The sequence below is a fragment of the Dactylosporangium sp. NPDC000521 genome, assembly GCF_042898305.1.
GTDB lineage: Bacteria > Actinomycetota > Actinomycetes > Mycobacteriales > Micromonosporaceae > Dactylosporangium.
This window is the reverse complement of record NZ_JBIAYW010000003.1, coordinates 547,282-563,907: the sequence shown is the minus strand read 5'-3', so window position 1 is coordinate 563,907 and position 16,626 is coordinate 547,282. Positions and strand designations below refer to the sequence as shown.

Annotated in this window: 12 protein-coding genes; 6 read left to right on the top strand and 6 right to left on the bottom strand. The window is 74.7% G+C overall.

The window, feature by feature from the left end; genetic code table 11:
• Positions 1-176 precede the first annotated feature (176 nt).
• Both ACFY3L_RS12770 and ACFY3L_RS12765 read left to right on the top strand, forming a co-directional pair.
• A complete protein-coding gene (locus ACFY3L_RS12770) occupies positions 177-1,346 on the top strand; it encodes a DUF2786 domain-containing protein (RefSeq protein ID WP_389322122.1) in 1,170 nt (389 codons plus the stop codon).
• Positions 1,347-1,417: 71 nt separating this feature from the next.
• Complete coding sequence (locus ACFY3L_RS12765; RefSeq protein ID WP_389322121.1) at positions 1,418-1,939, top strand: hypothetical protein; 522 nt, start codon at positions 1,418-1,420, stop codon at positions 1,937-1,939.
• Here the strand turns inward: ACFY3L_RS12765 and ACFY3L_RS12760 are convergent.
• The gene (locus ACFY3L_RS12760; RefSeq protein WP_389322119.1) at positions 1,911-2,591 is read right to left on the bottom strand and encodes a DUF998 domain-containing protein; all 681 of its coding nucleotides are present in this window, start codon (positions 2,589-2,591) and stop codon (positions 1,911-1,913) included. The two genes, ACFY3L_RS12765 and ACFY3L_RS12760, sit on opposite strands and share 29 nt — an antisense overlap.
• Before the next feature lie 155 nt (positions 2,592-2,746).
• Here ACFY3L_RS12760 and ACFY3L_RS12755 point away from each other — a divergent pair, with 155 nt between their 5' ends.
• Positions 2,747-3,349, top strand: a complete 603-nt coding sequence (locus tag ACFY3L_RS12755) for a glycosyltransferase (protein ID WP_389322117.1) — start codon at positions 2,747-2,749, stop codon at positions 3,347-3,349.
• A 1,356-nt stretch (positions 3,350-4,705) separates the two neighbouring features.
• On the opposite strand, the gene ACFY3L_RS12750 is transcribed toward ACFY3L_RS12755, so the two are convergent.
• Together ACFY3L_RS12750 and ACFY3L_RS12745 are read right to left on the bottom strand one after the other, a co-directional pair.
• A complete protein-coding gene (locus ACFY3L_RS12750; protein WP_389322115.1) occupies positions 4,706-7,723 on the bottom strand; it encodes a hypothetical protein in 3,018 nt (1,005 codons plus the stop codon).
• Between the two features lie 56 nt (positions 7,724-7,779).
• The gene (locus tag ACFY3L_RS12745; protein WP_389322113.1) at positions 7,780-10,404 is read right to left on the bottom strand and encodes a CHAT domain-containing protein; all 2,625 of its coding nucleotides are present in this window, start codon (positions 10,402-10,404) and stop codon (positions 7,780-7,782) included.
• A 90-nt stretch (positions 10,405-10,494) separates the two neighbouring features.
• Here ACFY3L_RS12745 and ACFY3L_RS12740 point away from each other — a divergent pair, with 90 nt between their 5' ends.
• The 3 genes from ACFY3L_RS12740 to ACFY3L_RS12730 all read left to right on the top strand — a co-directional run bounded on the left by ACFY3L_RS12740 (position 10,495) and on the right by ACFY3L_RS12730 (position 13,612).
• Positions 10,495-11,664, top strand: a complete 1,170-nt coding sequence (locus ACFY3L_RS12740) for a S8 family serine peptidase (RefSeq protein WP_389322111.1) — start codon at positions 10,495-10,497, stop codon at positions 11,662-11,664.
• A 173-nt stretch (positions 11,665-11,837) separates the two neighbouring features.
• A complete protein-coding gene (locus ACFY3L_RS12735; protein WP_389322109.1) occupies positions 11,838-12,449 on the top strand; it encodes a hypothetical protein in 612 nt (203 codons plus the stop codon).
• A gap of 98 nt (positions 12,450-12,547) precedes the next feature.
• Positions 12,548-13,612 (top strand): hypothetical protein, encoded by a 1,065-nt coding sequence (locus ACFY3L_RS12730; RefSeq protein ID WP_389322107.1) that lies wholly within the window; start codon positions 12,548-12,550, stop codon positions 13,610-13,612.
• Between the two features lie 455 nt (positions 13,613-14,067).
• On the opposite strand, the gene ACFY3L_RS12725 is transcribed toward ACFY3L_RS12730, so the two are convergent.
• From ACFY3L_RS12725 to ACFY3L_RS12715, 3 genes are read right to left on the bottom strand one after another with little or no spacing between them, the layout of a single operon-like run.
• The gene (locus tag ACFY3L_RS12725; protein ID WP_389322105.1) at positions 14,068-14,673 is read right to left on the bottom strand and encodes a response regulator transcription factor; all 606 of its coding nucleotides are present in this window, start codon (positions 14,671-14,673) and stop codon (positions 14,068-14,070) included.
• Positions 14,670-15,845, bottom strand: coding sequence for a sensor histidine kinase (locus tag ACFY3L_RS12720; RefSeq protein ID WP_389322103.1), 1,176 nt, complete (start codon positions 15,843-15,845; stop codon positions 14,670-14,672). Before ACFY3L_RS12720 ends, ACFY3L_RS12725 begins: the two co-directional genes overlap by 4 nt.
• A 41-nt stretch (positions 15,846-15,886) precedes the next feature.
• On the bottom strand, positions 15,887-16,624 hold the full coding sequence (locus ACFY3L_RS12715; RefSeq protein ID WP_389322101.1) for an ABC transporter permease: 738 nt from the start codon (positions 16,622-16,624) through the stop codon (positions 15,887-15,889).
• Positions 16,625-16,626 lie beyond the last annotated feature (2 nt).

The window sequence follows — 16,626 nt, the reverse complement described above, 5'->3', positions numbered from 1 at the left end:
CGACTCGCGTCCTGCCTGTCGGCGCCGCGAAACAGCGACTCTGCGCCGCGACACAGCGACCCGGTGCCGCGGAACGGCGACTCCGTGCCCGCGGAACAGCGACGGGAGCCTATCACCGCCATTGATGAACCCCCGAGCGCCCAGGACGGCGGGGAATGGGCAGGTAGCCTTGCCCGGTGCGGACGGCGGACGAACAGATCAGGGCGGTGCTCGACGGCAGCGTCGGGTACGAGCGCGGGCTCGACGCGCTGACCGTCGCGCCGGCCGCCGACGTCGACCCGGCGCTCTTCGCCGCCGTGCGGTCCGCCTGCACGCGGCTGTTCGAGCGCGGCTGGCAGCCCGGCGAGCTGCACCGAGTCGCGGGGCGGCGCGGCACCGTCGCGCACACCCAGGTCGTGACCGACGCCGTCGCGGCGCACCTGCGCCAGTTCCGGCCCGCGCTGGTCGACCCGCGCTGGCGGGCCCAGGCCGACGCGCTCGGCGCGACCGTCTGGTGGGGGGCCGACGAGCGGTACCTCGACGGGCTCGCCGCGCGGTGGCGGGTCGACCGGGTCGAGGTGCTCGACACGGTCCTGGTGCTGCTGGGGATCCTGCGCACCCTGCCGCCGATCGAGGTGCTGGTCCCGCCGCCCGGCACCGTTCAAGCGGCCGGCGTCAAGCCGAGCAACGTCGACGTGCGGCTGCTGGACCGGGTGCGGGCGCTGCTCGCGAAGGCGGAGTCCACGACGTACCCGGCGGAGGCGGAGACCTACACGGCGAAGGCGCAGGAGCTCGTCGCCCGGCACAGCATCGACGAGGCGCTGCTCGTCGCCCGTGGCGCCGCGACGGACGTGGTGCCGTTCGCCCGGCGGATCGGCGTCGACCACCCGTACGAGAGCGAGAAGGCCGCCCTGCTCGACGCCGTCGCCGGGGCGAACCGCTGCCACGCCGTGTGGTCGCCGGAGCTCGGGTTCGCGACCGTGCTCGGGTTCGACACCGACATCGACGCGGTCGACCTGTTGCACACGTCGTTGCTGGTCCAGGCGAACCGGGCCATGTCGGCGGCGGAGCCGCCCGGCGGCAAGGCGGGGCGCGCGCGGCTGAAGACGTTCCGCCAGTCGTTCCTCGTCGGGTTCGCCGTCCGGATCGGCGAGCGCCTCAGCCAGGCCGCCGCTGCCGCCGCGCTCCCCACGGACGCCGCCTCCGACCTGCTGCCGGTCCTCGCCGCCCGGGACGCGCAGGTGCGCGAGACGATGGAGCGGGTGTTCCCGCGTACCGTCCGGGGCCGCGGCACCAGAGTGGACAGTGACGAGGGCTGGGACTCCGGCCGCGCCGCCGCCGACCGGGCGGCGCTGCACCGCGGCTGAGAGGATTCTCAGGGTCCCGCCCGGGTCGCGCCCTGATGCCGCTGGGGATCGATCGTTGCGAACCTGCCTGCATGACCCCATTGCTGGTGCGCGCCGGCGCTCCTCTCCTGCTGTTCGTCTACGGCACCCTCCGGCTCGTCGACGGGCGCGACGGCCACCACGACAAGGACGGCGCCCTCTGGAACGTCGGGCACGCCTGCTTCTTCATCGCGTTCGTGCTGCTGGCGGCGCTGACCGTGCACGCGTACCGGGCGCTGCACCGGGTTGTCGCCCTGCCCGCGGTCGTCGCCGCGCTCTTCGGCGCCGGCTGCTTCCTGTGGGTGATCGCCGGGGACATCTTCCCGTCGTTCCCCGAGCTGCCCGGCGCGCTGCAGGTCATCGGGCCGGCGCTGTTCCAGCTCGGGATGCTGACGTTGCTGGTACTGCTGACGCTGGCGCGACACGTGCCGTGGTGGAGCCCGGCGGTGGTGGTGGCGGCGTTCGCGGCGATCGGGGCGAGCCTCGACCTGATTCCGCTCGCGGCGGTCCTGCTGTTCGTGGGCCTGCTGCCGCTCGGCCGCCCTGTCACCGCGACGCCCGCCGGTGCCGCCTGAGCGTCGCCGCCGCGATCCAGTTCCAGGCGACGGCGACGCCGAGGAACAGGGTCAGCGCACCGCCCGTGCCGCCGGTCATCGCCCAGGCCAGGCCGAGCGCGAACAGTACACCTGCGATCCGCCCCGAAACGGCCCAGCCGCGCTGACCGCTCCGGCGGAACCCGGCCGCGAGCACGAAGCAGAGCGCGATCATCGAGAAGAACGACAGGCTGCCGCCGACGTTGTGCAGGATCATGTGGCTGCTCATCGTGGTCAGCCGGCCTCCGGGGGTGCCGAGCGGGAAGCCGTCGCTCGCGTCCATCCGGAACACGGCCGCGATGAGCAACCCCACCCCGATCGCGGCATGGAGCATCTTCGTGGTCTTTGCGGCTCTTGTACCGGCAGCCGCCGCCAGGCTGAGCAGGCCCGTCACCACGAAGCTGGTGGTCTGCACCCAGCCGAGGTCGCCGAGGGCGAGCATGCTGACGGGGTGCCGGGTGATGTCGTACCCGTCGCGGGTAGCCGCCTGCACGACCGCCGCGACGGTGAACAGGGGCGCCGCGAGGATCCCGGCCTTCGCCAGGGCGCTGACTCGGGCGTCGCTCGCGGTGCTGGCGGTACCTGCGGTGCTTGCGGTGCCTGCGGTGCCTGCGGTGCCTGCGGTGTCGATCATGGTCGGATCCTTCCGGTCGCGTCTTCGCTCACTGACGCGTCGAACGGCTCCCTCGTTCTTCGACACACCACTCGACACTTTCTTTGAACCGGTCCGGCTTTGAACCGCTCCTGGCTTCTTGAACCGGGCCGGGCGGCGGCGCGTGGACGCGGAGTATGCGGATCCTCTTCACCGCGTGCCCGATGTACGGCCACGTCAACCCGGTCCTGCCGCTGGTCCTCGCCGCCCGCGCCGCCGGCCACGACGTCGTGGTCGCGACCGGCCCCGACATGGCCGCCCGCCTCACCGTCCCTACCTGGGCCGTCGGCCCCTCACACTGCGAGGCCGGCAGCCCCGGGACGGACTGGCTCGCGTACTTCGCCTCGACCGCCCGCGCCCGCGCCGCCGACCTCGTCCCGCGCGCCCTGGACTGGAAGCCCGACCTGCCGCACACCCTGCTCCTCCCCCGCTGCACCGCCGTCGTCTCCCAGGCCGGCGCCGGCATCATGTTCGGCTCCCTCGCCCACGGCCTGCCCCACCTGGCCCTGCCCCAGGGCGGCGACCAGTTCACGAACGCCGAAGCCATCGAGCGCTCAGGCACCGGCCTGGCTCTCCACCCCGCCGAAGTCACCGGCGCCGCGATCACCGACCGCCTCACCGAACTGCTGACCAACTCCACGTTCGCCGCAGCCGCCGCATCGATACGCACCGACCTCACCGCCAAGCCCGACGCCACCACCGTCCTCCCCACCCTGACCACCGAGGCAGCCTCTTGGTGACCCGCTCCCCCGCGACTTGATCAACGGCGGCTCCAGCCACCCAGCGACGACGAGCCCACCCGCCCACCGCCATGATCACCCCGACCTGGCTTGATCCAAGGACAGACCTGGCCGCCACCACGACCGGATCCCTCCTTCGATCAAGCCGACCGGAGACAGGACGAGCCGCACAGCCGCGGGGCGAATCGCGCACAGCAAAACAGGCAGGGCAACGGAGCTGGCAGGCGGCGGGAGGGGTTACCCGCAGCGGCCGGCGACCGGCGGCGGACGAGGAGCAAGGCGGCGCCGATCAAGAGAGAGAGAGAGAGAGAGAGAGAGCAAGGCCAGTGGCAGCAGGGTGAACGGAATGCCGAGGCTGCGGGACAGGCCCCCACAAGAGACAGAACGAGCCGGCTCAGCAGCGGCACGGGCTGACGCGGTCGCTGGGACGGTCCGGCGCCCTCGCGAGGCGGTCCGATCACGGAACGGGCGGTCACGAGGCGAACCGGCCGAGACGGTCGCGGAACGAACCCCGCACGGTGGCAGCAGTCCGGACAGTGGCAGCGAGCCGGACAGTGGCAGCGAGCCGGGCAGTGGCAGCGAGCCGGGCAGTGGCAGCGGGCCGGGCAGGCGATTGGCGGGCGGCGGCGTTCGAGAAGCAGGGCGGCGTTCGACGAGAGAGCAAGACTGGCGGCGGTGATGACGATCGGCAGGTCGAGGCGGGATGCCGAGATGGACGGTGATGCCGATGCTGCGGGACAGCCCTCACGGGAGGCAAGAGGAGCCCCCTCAGCCGCAACGCAGGCCGGCGCCGTCGCGAGGCGGGCCGGTCACAGGGCGGGGCCGGGTCGGGCGGGCGCGAGGCAGTCCGGTCGGGGCGGTCACAGGGCGAACGACACACAGGGGTAGGGCTGACCGGCGGGACCGTGCCGGGCAACGAGACCGAGCAGCAGGACCGGACCGGGCGGTGGGAGCGGGTCCGGCGGTGGGAGCGGGTCCGGCGGTGGGAAGGGGTTACCGCACAGGGGTTGGTGAGCGGCGGCGGGCGAGGAGCAAGGCGGCGGCAATCGATCAAAGGACCAGGCCGCGGCGATGGCGGCGGCCGGCAGGGTGGGCGGGATGGCCAGGTACACGAGGAGGCCGAAGACAAACCCGAGGGAGACAGGACGAGCCCGCGCAGCCGCAGCGCGGGCTGGCGCCACCGCGGGGCGCGGAGGGGCGGCGCACAGCGAGAGCTGGACGGCGGAAGCTGGGTGAACTGCGGGAGCGGGCTGAACGCAGAAGCGGCTGAACGGCAGAAGCGGGCTGAACGGCAGAAGCCGGCTGAACGATCGTGGAGCGAGCCGGCGCACGGCGGGAGCCGGGCCGTGGGAGCGGTTACCGCGCAGGGGTTGGTGAGCGGCGACGGGCCAGGAGCAGGGCGGCGGCGATCGATGAGAGGACCAGGCCTGCGGCGGTGGTGGCGGCCGGCAGGGTGGACGGGATGCCGAGGTAGACGGTGATGCCGAGGATGCGGGACAGGCCCCACGGGAGGAGGGCGAGCTGGTCGTTCCAGATGGTGAGGGCGCGCTCCAGGCCGAGGGTCGTCACCAGGGCGCCGAGCAGCGTGAGGGGGGTGCCGGCGGCGAGGAGCAGAGTGGCGGTGACGTGGCGGCGGCGGAGGTGGTAGTGGTCGCGGAGGACGAGGGCGGTGGCCACGAAGAGCCAGCCGAAGGCGGCGAACGCCACGCAGATGTAGACCGAGCGGACCGTGGGGGCGGTCCAGAACTCCAGCCAGTAGTGGCCGGGGCCGCGGACGGCCAGGGCGGCCAGCAGGAGCAGGGAGCGCAGCAGGGCGACGCCGCCGATGGTGGCCCACAGGAGGAAGGGGTCGCGGCGGCCGAGCAGGAGGCGGGCGGTGAGGGCGAACAGCAGCCAGGCGCCGAGTGTCAGGACGAGGTGGGCGGGGGCGGCGAACCAGGTGTGGACCAGCCGGCTCAGGACCAGGGCCGCGGCGGGCAGGGCCAGCACGAGGATGCGGTCGGTGCGGGTGACCGTGGCGTCCAGGCGGGCGACGCGCCACGGGCGGGTGGCGCCGGTCCACAGCGCGTGCAGGGCGGGCGAGCGGCGGAGGGTGGCGCCGGCGATCAGGGCGGCCAGCAGGAGGACGAAGAGGGCCCTGGCCAGCCAGGCCATGAGCGGGTCGCGGTCGGCTCGGGTGGCGCCCAGGTCGGCGGCGGTGAAGTTGTAGGCGGGCAGGTCGACGTCGCCGCCATAGCGGGTGACGTGGGCGGCGCGGGCCGCCTCGTAGCGGCGCTCCGCCGAGCGCCAGGCGGAGTAGGCGGCGGAGGAGCCGGTGTCGAGCCACTGCACGTGGCGCAGGACCATCGTGCGGTACGCGCCGAGCGTGCCGAACAGATCCGCCTCATAGGTCAGGGTGTCGAGCAGCTTCGCCCGCAGCACCGGGTCGCGCCACGTGGCCGGGTCGGTCGCGGTGATCAGGGCGCGCATCCGCGCGGCGACCTCCACCGCCCGCTCCCCCTCGGCCACCGCCGCGTCCACGGCACCGGAGGCGGCCGTCACGGCGTAGATGCTGGTGAGGGCGGCCGAGTCGCCGGTGGCGATGTCCCACTCGAAGATCCACATCATGGGTGGCGGCTCGAGGCCCAGGGCGCGGACGGAGCGGTCGGCGTAGGCGCCGATGTAGAGGCCCTTCGTGACCGCCTCGCGGGAGAGGGCGAGCATCTCGCAGACGGCGGCGACGGTCGCGGGGTCGGACGAGAACGTCTGGCGGACCCAGTCGGCGGTCAACTGCTCGGCCGGGGTGCCGGGGTCGTGGGCGAGGCGGCCCAGCGTGTACGCGTTGAGGTCGTACAGCTGCCAGAAGCCGGTCCGCAGGTACAGCGTCATCGGGCCGGCGCGCAGCGGGCCGCCGTCCTGCGTCCAGGTCCAGACGCCCTCGACGTGCGGGTTGGCGGCGAGGAAGCGGCGCAGCGCCTGCTGGTGCAGGCCGGTCAGGTCGTTGGGCAGGGCGCCGAAGCCCTCGAACTCGCGCCGCGCCTGGAACTCCACGATCCGCCGGTGCGTGCCGGTCTCCAGCGTGCCGTTGAAGGGCAGGTGGCTGTAGAAGTCGCCGAGCGTGTACTTGGTGGAGACGATGAGGTGCGGGTCGTCGATGCCGCCGAGGACCTCCGCATAGGAGGCCGGGTTGGTGTGCAGGTCGCCGACGGCGCCGACGCCGACGGTCCAGGTGCGGAAGATCAGGTCCTTGCCGGCGCCGCCGGCGGTGCCGAGCAGGGCGCGCAGCATGGCGCGGACCGCGCCGGCGCCGGTGACGGCGAGCTTCGACGAGTAGTCCCAGCCGGGCTGCCGGTAGGCGTCGCCGCCCTCGCCGATGCGGACCATGAGGCCGGCGGCGAAGGGCATCGCCTGGAACAGCTCGGTGAGGCCCAGCTGGTACACCTGCCAGAAGCGCGGATCGGCGACCTTGAGGCCACCGAATTCCCGCTCCAGGTAGCGCCCCAGCGGCGGCGACACGGCCAGCATGTCGGTCAGCAGGTAGACCCGCATGCCGAGGTCGGCGGCGCGGCGGAAGACGGGGGCGAACGCCGCGACGAGCGCCTGCGCGCGGGCGATGTGGTCGTCACCGGCCGGATAGACCGCGTGGCCGTCGCCGACCAGGGCGAACGTCACATACTCCAGGAAGCCGGGGACGACGACGCCGTTGTAGCCCTGGGCGAGGGAGTGCTCGACGAACTGCCGGAACTGCGCGTCGATCCGGTCGACGGCGGCCTGGTCGACCCACGGCGCGGCGGGCAGCAGGGCGCCGCCGACGACGTCGGTGTTGAGCGAATAGTCGGTGCCGGCGGCGAACGCGGCCGGGTCGGGCTCCCGGCCGACGGACCCGGCGTCGGTGAGCCGCAGCCCGAGCCGCGGCGCGAAGACGGCCGGGCCATTGGCGGGCAGCACCGCCGAGCCGGAGCGGATCCGGTCGGCGACCGCATACAGGCCGGTGGCCGCGCCCGCGACGCCGGCGGCCTCGATCGTGATCGCCGCGCCGTCGCCGCCGAGCCGATAGGCCTCCAGCGAGCTGCCGAACGGCGCGACGCCGACGACGACCCGCAGCGTCACGCCCGCCCCCTCGGCAGGCTCCTGGCCGATCGCGGGCTCTGGCAGGCCGCGGTGGGCGAGCGCCGCGGCGACGGCCTTCGCGGCGAGGGTGAGCCGCGGCTCGGCCGGCACGCTGATCACGCTGATCGGCGGCGCCGCGGCCAGCGGTGCGGCGGGCGCGGCGACGGCCCGCTCGACCGGCACGGACACCGGCCCGAACGACAGCCCGAGCGCGCCACCGACACCCCACGCCACCAGCGCACCGAGCGCCAGGAGCAGGAGAGCCGAGATCACCACCCGTCGCATGCGGCACATCGTAGAGCCCGGGTCTGACACTTCCGCCAGTCAAATGAGAGAAAAATTCAGCCCGCCCCGAAGCAGACGAAGCTGCCGGTGCTCGCCCGCACCGAAGGGTCGGCCGCCGCCTGCGCGAGCGCCAGCGCGGACGCCGGCGAACGGCCCGCGCCGAGATGGCCGTACAGGTCGCGCATCAACAACCGCGTCGCGCCGTCGTCGACGGGTCCGGTGCTCGCGACGACGGTGGCCGTGCCCATGTTGAGCAGCGCCGCGACCAGCCCCATCAGCTCGTCGCCGGGGTGCACCTCGGCGAGGCCCGTGTCGCAGCCCGACAGCACCAGCAGCGCGGGCGGCCGGCGCAGCGCCGACAGGTCGTACACGGTGAGCGGCCCGTCCGCGAGCAGCAGGAACGAGAACAGCGGGTTGTCCATCCGGAACTCGCCGTGCGAGGCGATGTGCCCGATCGCGGCGCCGTCGAGGGCCGCGAGCGCCGGCGCCACCCTGGCCCGCTCCCCCGCCAGCACGGTCGGCGGCACGGGCTGGTCAGCGGCGATCTGCGCGACCTCGGCGGCCGCCTGCGCCGCGGACGGCGCACCGACGAGCACCATGGGTCCGTCGGCGCGCGGCTGGGTCGCGACCCGCCACCAGATCGCCGCGGACGGCGCGACGGTCATCGACCGCCCCCGCAGCCTGGGCAGCAACGTCCACGGCATCGCGTGCAGGGCGCCGGTCGGCACGAGCACGAGCGGGCCGTCGCCGATCAGGTCCGCGACAGGGTCCAGCAGCAGCCGGTCGAGTGCGGCGGCGCCCCGGTCGACGCGTTCTGCGCTGGTACCGCCGTGCCCGAGGATCTGTCCGCTGAGCGCGATCCGCAGGTGCTCGAGCTCCGTCGCCACCGGCGCGATCGGCCCGACCACCCGGTGCGCGACCCGGTGCCCGCCACCCGAGGGGAACACCACCAGCGCGTGCAGGACGCCGTCGATCGCGAGCAGCTCGAACAGCACCCGCCGGTCCAGCGCGGCGACCAGCGACGCGAACGGCACGTCCGTGCGCGATCCGGGCCGCGAGCCGGGCACGCGCCAGGAGCGGCGCCGGATCTCCGCCTCCAGGGACCGCTGCCGCCGCAGCAGCCGCCCCGCGCGCTGCGGACCGGCGGGCGCCGCGGCCAGCTCGCCGGTGATGCGGCGCAGCTCGGTGAGGGCCCGCGCGACGACCGGGTCACTGGACGGGTGCGTCGGCGGCAGGGACAGCGCCGCCGACCGGCACCGCTGCGCCCAGGTCAGCGCCTCCCGCGGGCCGCCGTGGTCGAGGGCGAGCCGCAGCCGCAGCCCGGCGAGCGCGGCGGCCTCGACGCTGCCGCGCACGCGCAGCTCGGTGGCGCCGAGGCTGGCCCGGTACTCGTCGGCGATCCGCAGCCCGGCGGTCGCCACCCTGGCCGCCTCGGCGGTCGCGCCGCGGGCGAGCTCCAGGCGGGCCCGGACGTGCGCCCAGCGCACCCGCAGCGGCGCCGGGCCGAGCTTCGCCGCGGCCGCCGCCTCCTGCAGCAGGTCGGCGGCGGTGCCGTGCTCGCCGAGGCCGACGGCGAGCTGCGCGGCGTCCAGCAGCGCCTCCCAGCCCGGATGGGGCCAGCCGGCGTCGATGAGGGCCCGTCCGGCGGTCCGCAGCTCCCGCAGCGTCCCGCGGTGCGCCCGCCCCGACGCGACGACCGCGGCCAGCTCCGCGACCCTGGCCCGGGCGATCCACACCGCGCGCTTCTGCCGCGCGAACACCTTCCGCGCCGCCGCGGCCGCCGCCCGCGACTCCTGGGTGCCGGAGCCGCCCGTGAGCAGCGCCAGCCGCGCCATCATCAGTTGCGCCTGGCCGAGCACCGAGTCGAGGTGTCCGTCGGTACAGGCAGCGATCGCCGCACGGATCGCCGTGCCCGCCTCCGGCAGCAGCCGCACCGACAGCAGCAGCTCCGCGCGGTCCAGGAGGCTGACCGCGTCGACGCCGGTCTTCCACAGCCGGTCGTGCGCCCGGTCGTAGCGGGCCAGGGCCGTCGGCACGTCGCCGGCCTGCGCCGCGACGAAGCCGAGGTTGTGCTCCACCTGCGCCGCCGCCGTCGACATCCCGAGCCGGTTGTACAGCGCCTGCGCCGCCCGCAGGTCGGCCTCGGCGAGGCGGAGGTTGCCCCGGAAGCCGTGCAGCACCCCACGGTTGGTCAGCGTGCGCGCCTCCCACACCGCGTCGCCGGACCGCCGGAACGCCCGCAGCGCATCCCGGTACAGCTCCATCGCCTCCCGCTCGAAACCGAGCCGGCGCAGGATCAGGGCGCGCTGCATCGAGGCCCGCGTGCGGCGCTGCCCCTGCAGCTCGGCCATCGCGCGGTCGATCTCGCGCAGCGCCGCGGTGGGCCGGCCGAGATCGTCGAGGATGAGCGCGTGGCTCATCCGGGACTCCGCCTCGTACTGCGTCAGCCGGTGACGCCGCGCGATCGCGATCGACGCGCGCAGGTGCTGGTCCGCGCCCGCCGCGTCGTGCCGGGCCCGGGCGGCGAGGCCGAGTGTCCGCAGCGCCACCGCCTGCGCCGCGCGGTCACCGGCGCGCTCGGCGTCGCGCAACGCCGCGTCCGCGAGCGTCTTGGCCTTGACGGGATCGGCCATCACAATCGGTAACAGCCGCTGCGCCAGCTCATCGGCGGTGGTGGACACCTCCGATGTGTATCACGGCACCAGGCCCGCGTCTCTTGTCAGCGGTCCGTCTGTAGATGAGCGAACGCAACTTCCGACCGAGGAGCACGCATGTCCGTTGCACGAGATCGTCTCGAAGGATGGCTGGCGACCCGCGACGCACGCCTGTCCGGACTGCCGTGGTTGCGCACCGAGTCACACGCCGGCCGGACCGTCCGGTTCGTCGCCGACGAGATCCTGGTCCAGGACGCGAGCAGCGCGATCGCCCACCGCACCCTGGTCGGGCTCGGCCACCGCACCAGCGAGATCGCCGAGGACGAGCCGGCGTCCGGCCTGCGCCGCCTGCGCACCTCCGGCCTCGACGTCTCCGACGCCGTCCGCCGCCTGCGTGGCCAGCTGCCGCAGGGCTCCGTCGTGGGGGCCAACCACGTCTTCATGTCCACGCCGCACGAGCACGGCGGCCCGTTCGGCCCACCGGTCGCGGTCGACGCCCCTTCGGCGAAGCTGATCTCGTCGGATCATGCGTCGCCGGTACGGGTCGTCGTCATGGACACCGGTATCTGGCTGGACAGTCCGCTTCCGCAGGGCTGCTACACCGCGACGCCGGAGAACCACGAGACGGTCACCGACGGCGACGCCGACGGCATGCTCGACTCCGACGTCGGACACGCCAACTTCATCGCCGGCGTCGTCGCGCAGGGCACCACCGGCGCGCAGGTCCGCATCGTGAAGATCCTCGACAGCTTCGGCGTGTGCACCGAGGCCGACCTCGCCGCCGCGATCACCGCCCTCACCGACACCGACGTGCTCAACCTGTCCCTCGGCGGCTACTCGATCGGTGACCTGCCGCCCGCGGCGCTGTCCGCGGCCCTGCGGACGTTCCTCGCCGGCGGCGACCGGGTCGTGGTCGCCGCCGCCGGCAACAACGGCATCGCCGACCGGCCGTTCTGGCCGGCCGCGTTCACCGCGAGCGGCGAGGCGTGGGCGGACCGGCTGCTCGCCGTCGCCGCGCACGACGGCGCCGCGATCTGCGAGTGGAGCAACACCGGCCCGTGGGTGAGCGTCGCCGCACCCGGCGCCGACATCGTCAGCACGTACATCAACCATGAGCTGTTCAGCAGTGGCTGGGCGGCGTGGAGCGGCACGTCGTTCGCCACGCCGAAGGTCGTCGCCGCGATCGTCGACCGGGTCGCGACCGCCGGCTCGGTCTCCGCCGCGGCCGCCGCCGTCCGCGCCGAGGCGCAGGGCAGCGTGGTGGGCGGTTACCCGGCGCTGCACTGAGACACCGGCCGCAGCGGCGCAGGGTGATGGGCGGTCACCCGGCGCCCCGTCGGAGCACCGGCCGGCGCGGCGACGCGCTGAAGACCGGCCGGTGCGCCGCTGCCCGGTCGGCGGCCGTCCGGTGCCGCGCTGAAAGACCGGTGGGCGGGGCGTTGACACGCCGTGGTGAACTGTTGCCCGTGATCGATGCGGAGGAGCCCGACCGGCCGGCCTGGCTGACCCCGGAACGGGACGAGGAGCCGGCCGGCCCGGGCTCCCGGCAGACGCTGCTGCTCGTCGCCGGCGGCGCGGCGATCCTCGTCCTCGTCGCCGGCGTGGCCGCGTTCGCCCTGCTCGGCTCGTCCTCCGAGCCGAGCCGGCCGCGCCCCAGGTCGGCGGCGGCCGAGCCCGTTGTGGCGGTCACCGCCTCGACGACACCGGCCGAGGCCCCGAGCGCGGCGGCCGCGGAGCCGAGCGCCACACCCAAGGCGTCGCCGGCCAAGCCGCACGTCACGGCGGCGCAGATCAGCGTCGAGCCGGCGAGCGTCACCGGCCCCTGCCCGCGCTCGACGAAGTACGTCAAGGTCAAGGTCACCGTCACGATCACGGTCTCGAGCCCCGACGTCCGGCTGCGGTACACCGTCGACGGCGGCAAGGAGCACGGCGCCACGCCGCGGTCCAGGACCTACACGGACACCTGGGAGGCGGAGGTCCGGCGCGCGGCCGGCACCTCCACGTCCACGCTGCAGGTGATCGCGCCCAGCACCGCCTCCGACACGGCGACCTTCACGTACACCTGCAACTGAGAGTTCAGATAGCACATCAGTTCGGACATGAATGTTCGTGAATACCGCACGATTGGTTACGCTTGATGGACCAAGAGTGACGGGGCCTGACGAATGCCATGATCACCGACGGCACGCTGCTGGTGCACTGCTCCGCCAACCAGGCGCTGCGGTGCGCGCCGATCGCCGAGCGACCCGGCGCGGGCCTCGTCATCTCGCCACACCAGCGGGACGAGAGGGGCCTGCTGGCCACCGCCGCGTACCTGCTGCGTCAACGCCGCTTCGAGGCGCCGCTGCTGCTCGACGCGGCCCGCTACGCCGGACAGGCCCGGCTGCCGGCGAGCGCGCCGTTCAACCCGCGCTGGCTGCGCCGCCAGCGGGAGCTGGGCGTGCCCGTGCTCACCGACTCCGGGTACGTCGACAGCGGCGACGAGCCGGGCCTCGCCGGCATCCTGCGCCGCGCCGCCGTCCTGCCCGACACGATCGCCGTCCTGCCGCTGCACCCCGTCTGGCTGCAGGACCGCCTGCACCGCACCGTCCTGACCGGCCACATCCGCGCCGCGGGTGGTCCCGTCGCGCTGGTGCTGGAGGCGAACCGCGACCCCTTCGCCCTGCCCGGCGTGGTGGAAGGGCTTCTCGCGGTCCTCGGCTGCGGGGTGCCGACGCTCCTGCTGCGCTGCGACGTGTCGGCGCTCGGCGCGCTGTGCCACGGCGCCGCTGCCGCCGCGGTCGGCACCGTGGCGGGCCTGCGCCACCTGGCGCCCCGCCCCGCGCCACAGGCCGGCCCGATGGCTCGCGGCTTCCGGCCGGCGGCGCCGTCCGCGGTGTTCGCGCCGGCTCTGTCGTACCGCCGCATCAACGCCATCGCGAGGGCGCACCGCCGCCATCCCGACCCCGGCCTCTTCGGGTGCGCGTGCACCGTCTGCGGCGGCCGCGACGTGGACTGGATGGCCGCGCTGGACGACCGCGAACGGGAGGTGCCCGCGTTCGAGCACTCGATCCGCGTCCTGCAGGACCTCCGCGACGAGCTGCTGCGCTCGGCGGACACCGCCCCGGCGAGCTGGGCGGCGCACTGCGCGGACGCCGTCTACCGCTCCCGCGAGCTCGGCTGGGACCCCGCCCCGATGCTCCGCCACTGGCAACACCACTCCCCCGGCACCGCCGTCACCCGCCTGACCGCATAGCCCCTACCGCCCGCCGCACCGCCCGGGCGCCGCACCGCCGCCTCCACGATCCGCCCGACCGCGCGACACCGCCCGCCCACCGCACCACCCGGGGCCGCACCGCCGCCTCCACGATCCGCCCGACCGCGCGACGCCCGCAATCCGCCCGACCGCGCGAGGCCCACGATCCGTCCGACGCCGCCCGCCCGCCACTGATCGGCCTGCGTGCCATCGCGCACCACCCGCTGGCCTGCATGGCGCCGCACAACCACCCTGCCCGACCCGCGCGACGCCGCCCGCCCACCACTGATCGGCCTGCGCGCCACCGCGCACCACCCGCTGATCCGCGTGCCGCCGCACGGCCACCCGGCCCGGCCGCATCACGCCGTACGCCACCAGGTCGGCTGCACAATGCCGCACTGCCACCCCGCCCGACCACGCGACGCCGCACGCCGGCCGTGGCGCCGCGGGAGGCGTCACAGCCAGCCGTTGGACTGGGCGACGCCGACGGCCTCGATGCGGTTGCGGGTGCCGGTCTTCGTGATCGCCGCCGACAGGTAGTTGCGGACCGTGCTCTCCGACAGGCGCAGCCGCGCGGCGATGTCGGCGACCGTCGCGCCGCCTGCGGACTCGCGCAGCACGTCGCGCTCCCGGTCGGTGAGCGGGTCCGGGCCGGCCGCCAGGGCCGCCGCGGCGAGCGCCGGGTCGACGACCCTGCCGCCCGCGTGGACCCGCCGGACCGCGGCGGCGAGCTCCTCGACCGGACCGTCCTTCACCAGGAAGCCGCTCGCCCCGGCCTCCATCGCCCTGCGCAGATACCCGGGCCGCCCGAACGTCGTCAGGATCAGCACCCGGCAGCCCGGCACCCGCCCGCGCAGCTGCGCGGCCGCGGTGATCCCGTCGCCGCCGGGCATCTCGATGTCCAGCAGCGCCACGTCGGGCCGGACCCGCTCCGCGACCGGGACGATCTCGTTGCCGGTCGCGACCTGCGCCACCACTTCGATGTCGGGCTCCAGGTCTAGCAGCAGCGCCAGCGCGCCCCGCATCATGCCCTGGTCCTCGGCAAGCAGCACCCTGATCACAACGGCAGTCTCGCAACGAGGGTGAACCCGCCACCGTCCCGGGCCCCCGCCTCCAGGGTGCCGCCGACCGCGGCGAGCCGCTCGGTGAGCCCCCGCAGCCCGTTTCCCGTCGCGACCGCCCCCGGCGCCGCTCCGGCCGCCGCCCCGCCGCCGTCCGCGACCCGCAGCGCCGCCCCGCCGTCGTCCGCGACCCGCAGCGCCGCCCCGCCGTCGTCCGCGACCCGCAGCGCCGCCGCGCCGTCCGCGGTGGAGATCTCGATGTCGCAGCGCTGCGCGCCGCTGTGCCGGACCACGTTCGTCGTCGCCTCCCTCAGCGCCCACGCGAGGAGCCGGTCGGCGTCGTCCGGCAGCGGGTCCGCCGTGCGCTGCACCGTCGCGGCGATCCCGGCACTGGACAGCACCCCCTTCGCGCGGGTCAGCTCGGCGGTCAGGCCGCTCTCCCGATAGCCGGTGACCGCCTCCCGGATCTCGACGAGCGCGCGCCGCCCGACGTCCTCGATGTCCGCGGCCTGCGCGGCCGCCGCGGCCGGGTCCCGCTCGGCGATGCGTCGCACCACCTCCGCCTTGACGACGATCACCGACAGCGTGTGGCCGAGCAGGTCGTGCAGGTCGCGGGAGAACCGCAGCCGCTCCTCCGCGACCGCGGCGACCGCCAGCGCGTCCTGCGCCCCCCGCAGCTCACGGATCAACCGGCTCATCTGGCGGACCGCAGCCACCAGCCCCGACGCGAGGGTCGTGGCGACGATGGTGCTGAGCAGCATCGCCGTCTCCGCGTGCCGCAGCCACCCCAGCACGGCCTCGACCGCCACCACCGTCAGCAGCACGACCAGCGCGACCGTCATCCGGGGGCGGCCGGCATACACGGCCATGCCGCACGTCGACACGAAGAGCAGCACGATCAGCCACCGCTCGCCATACTCGGCGGCCAGCGCCACGCCGAGCGCCGCGACGACCCCGAACCCGGCGTCGGCCACCCGGCGCAGGTCGTCGCGGTGGTCGAAGCCCAGCGTCGCGACGGTGACATAGACGGCGGTGAACAGCGCCAGGCCGGCCCCGGCGACCACGCCACCGTGCTGCGGTGTGATCGTGTCGAGCGGGCCCAGCAGCGGAAACGTCCACACGCCGACCCAGAGCAGCCCGCCGACCGACGGCCTCCACCGCTTCCTGGGCATGCGCTCCACCCTTGCCTCCTCGCAACCCCGCACGCCGGGACCTACAGGCCCGCGGTGCTGCGGACCGACCGGCGGAAACCGGCGACGGCCAGGGCCGTGAACGCGACCAGCCACGCGGCCAGGGTCAGCACGTCGGTGCCGGTCGGCGCGCCGCCGAAGGCGACCTGCCAGGACATGTCGGCATACGCGTGGGTCGGCAACCACCGCCCGACCGCCGCCACCCAGCCCGGCAGCGCGTCCAGCGGCAGCCACAGCCCGCCGACGATCGACATCCCCAAGTACACCAGAAGATTCAGCGGCTGCACGGTCTGCGCCGTCGCGAGATACCCCATGCCCAGCCCCAGCAGGGCGAACGGCAGCGACCCGAACCACAGCAGCGGCACGATCGCCAGCCACTGGCCGACGCCGAGCCGGACGCCGTTGACGGCCGCGGCGGCGGCACACAGCGCGACGACCGGGACGATCGCCGTCGCCATCGCCGTGAGCCCCTTGCCGACGACGACGCGCACCGGCGACAGGGGGGTGAGCCGCAGCTGGCGCATCCAGCCGATCGACCGGTCGACCACGACGCCCGAGGCGTAGTTGAGCAGGGCGCCGATCGCCCCGTAGCCGGCCATGCTCACCATCGTGTACGTCGCGGCGACGTCCTTGTCCTGCCCGGTCAGCCCGTGCAGGTTGGTGAACAGCAGGTAGCTCAGCAGGGGCATCAGCACCGCGAAGATCAGCAGTCCCGGCATCCGGCCGAGCCGCCGCAGCTCCAGTCGTACATAGGCGAACATCG

Coding starts and splice junctions, on each gene's coding strand:
- ACFY3L_RS12765 (WP_389322121.1), top strand. CDS start 1,418: ATGACCCCATTGCTGGTGCGCGCCGGCGCTCCTCTCCTGCTGTTCGTC.
- ACFY3L_RS12740 (WP_389322111.1), top strand. CDS start 10,495: ATGTCCGTTGCACGAGATCGTCTCGAAGGATGGCTGGCGACCCGCGAC.
- ACFY3L_RS12730 (WP_389322107.1), top strand. CDS start 12,548: ATGATCACCGACGGCACGCTGCTGGTGCACTGCTCCGCCAACCAGGCG.
- ACFY3L_RS12715 (WP_389322101.1), bottom strand. CDS start 16,624: ATGTTCGCCTATGTACGACTGGAGCTGCGGCGGCTCGGCCGGATGCCG.
- ACFY3L_RS12750 (WP_389322115.1), bottom strand. CDS start 7,723: ATGCGACGGGTGGTGATCTCGGCTCTCCTGCTCCTGGCGCTCGGTGCG.
- ACFY3L_RS12720 (WP_389322103.1), bottom strand. CDS start 15,845: ATGCCCAGGAAGCGGTGGAGGCCGTCGGTCGGCGGGCTGCTCTGGGTC.
- ACFY3L_RS12755 (WP_389322117.1), top strand. CDS start 2,747: ATGCGGATCCTCTTCACCGCGTGCCCGATGTACGGCCACGTCAACCCG.
- ACFY3L_RS12760 (WP_389322119.1), bottom strand. CDS start 2,591: ATGATCGACACCGCAGGCACCGCAGGCACCGCAGGCACCGCAAGCACC.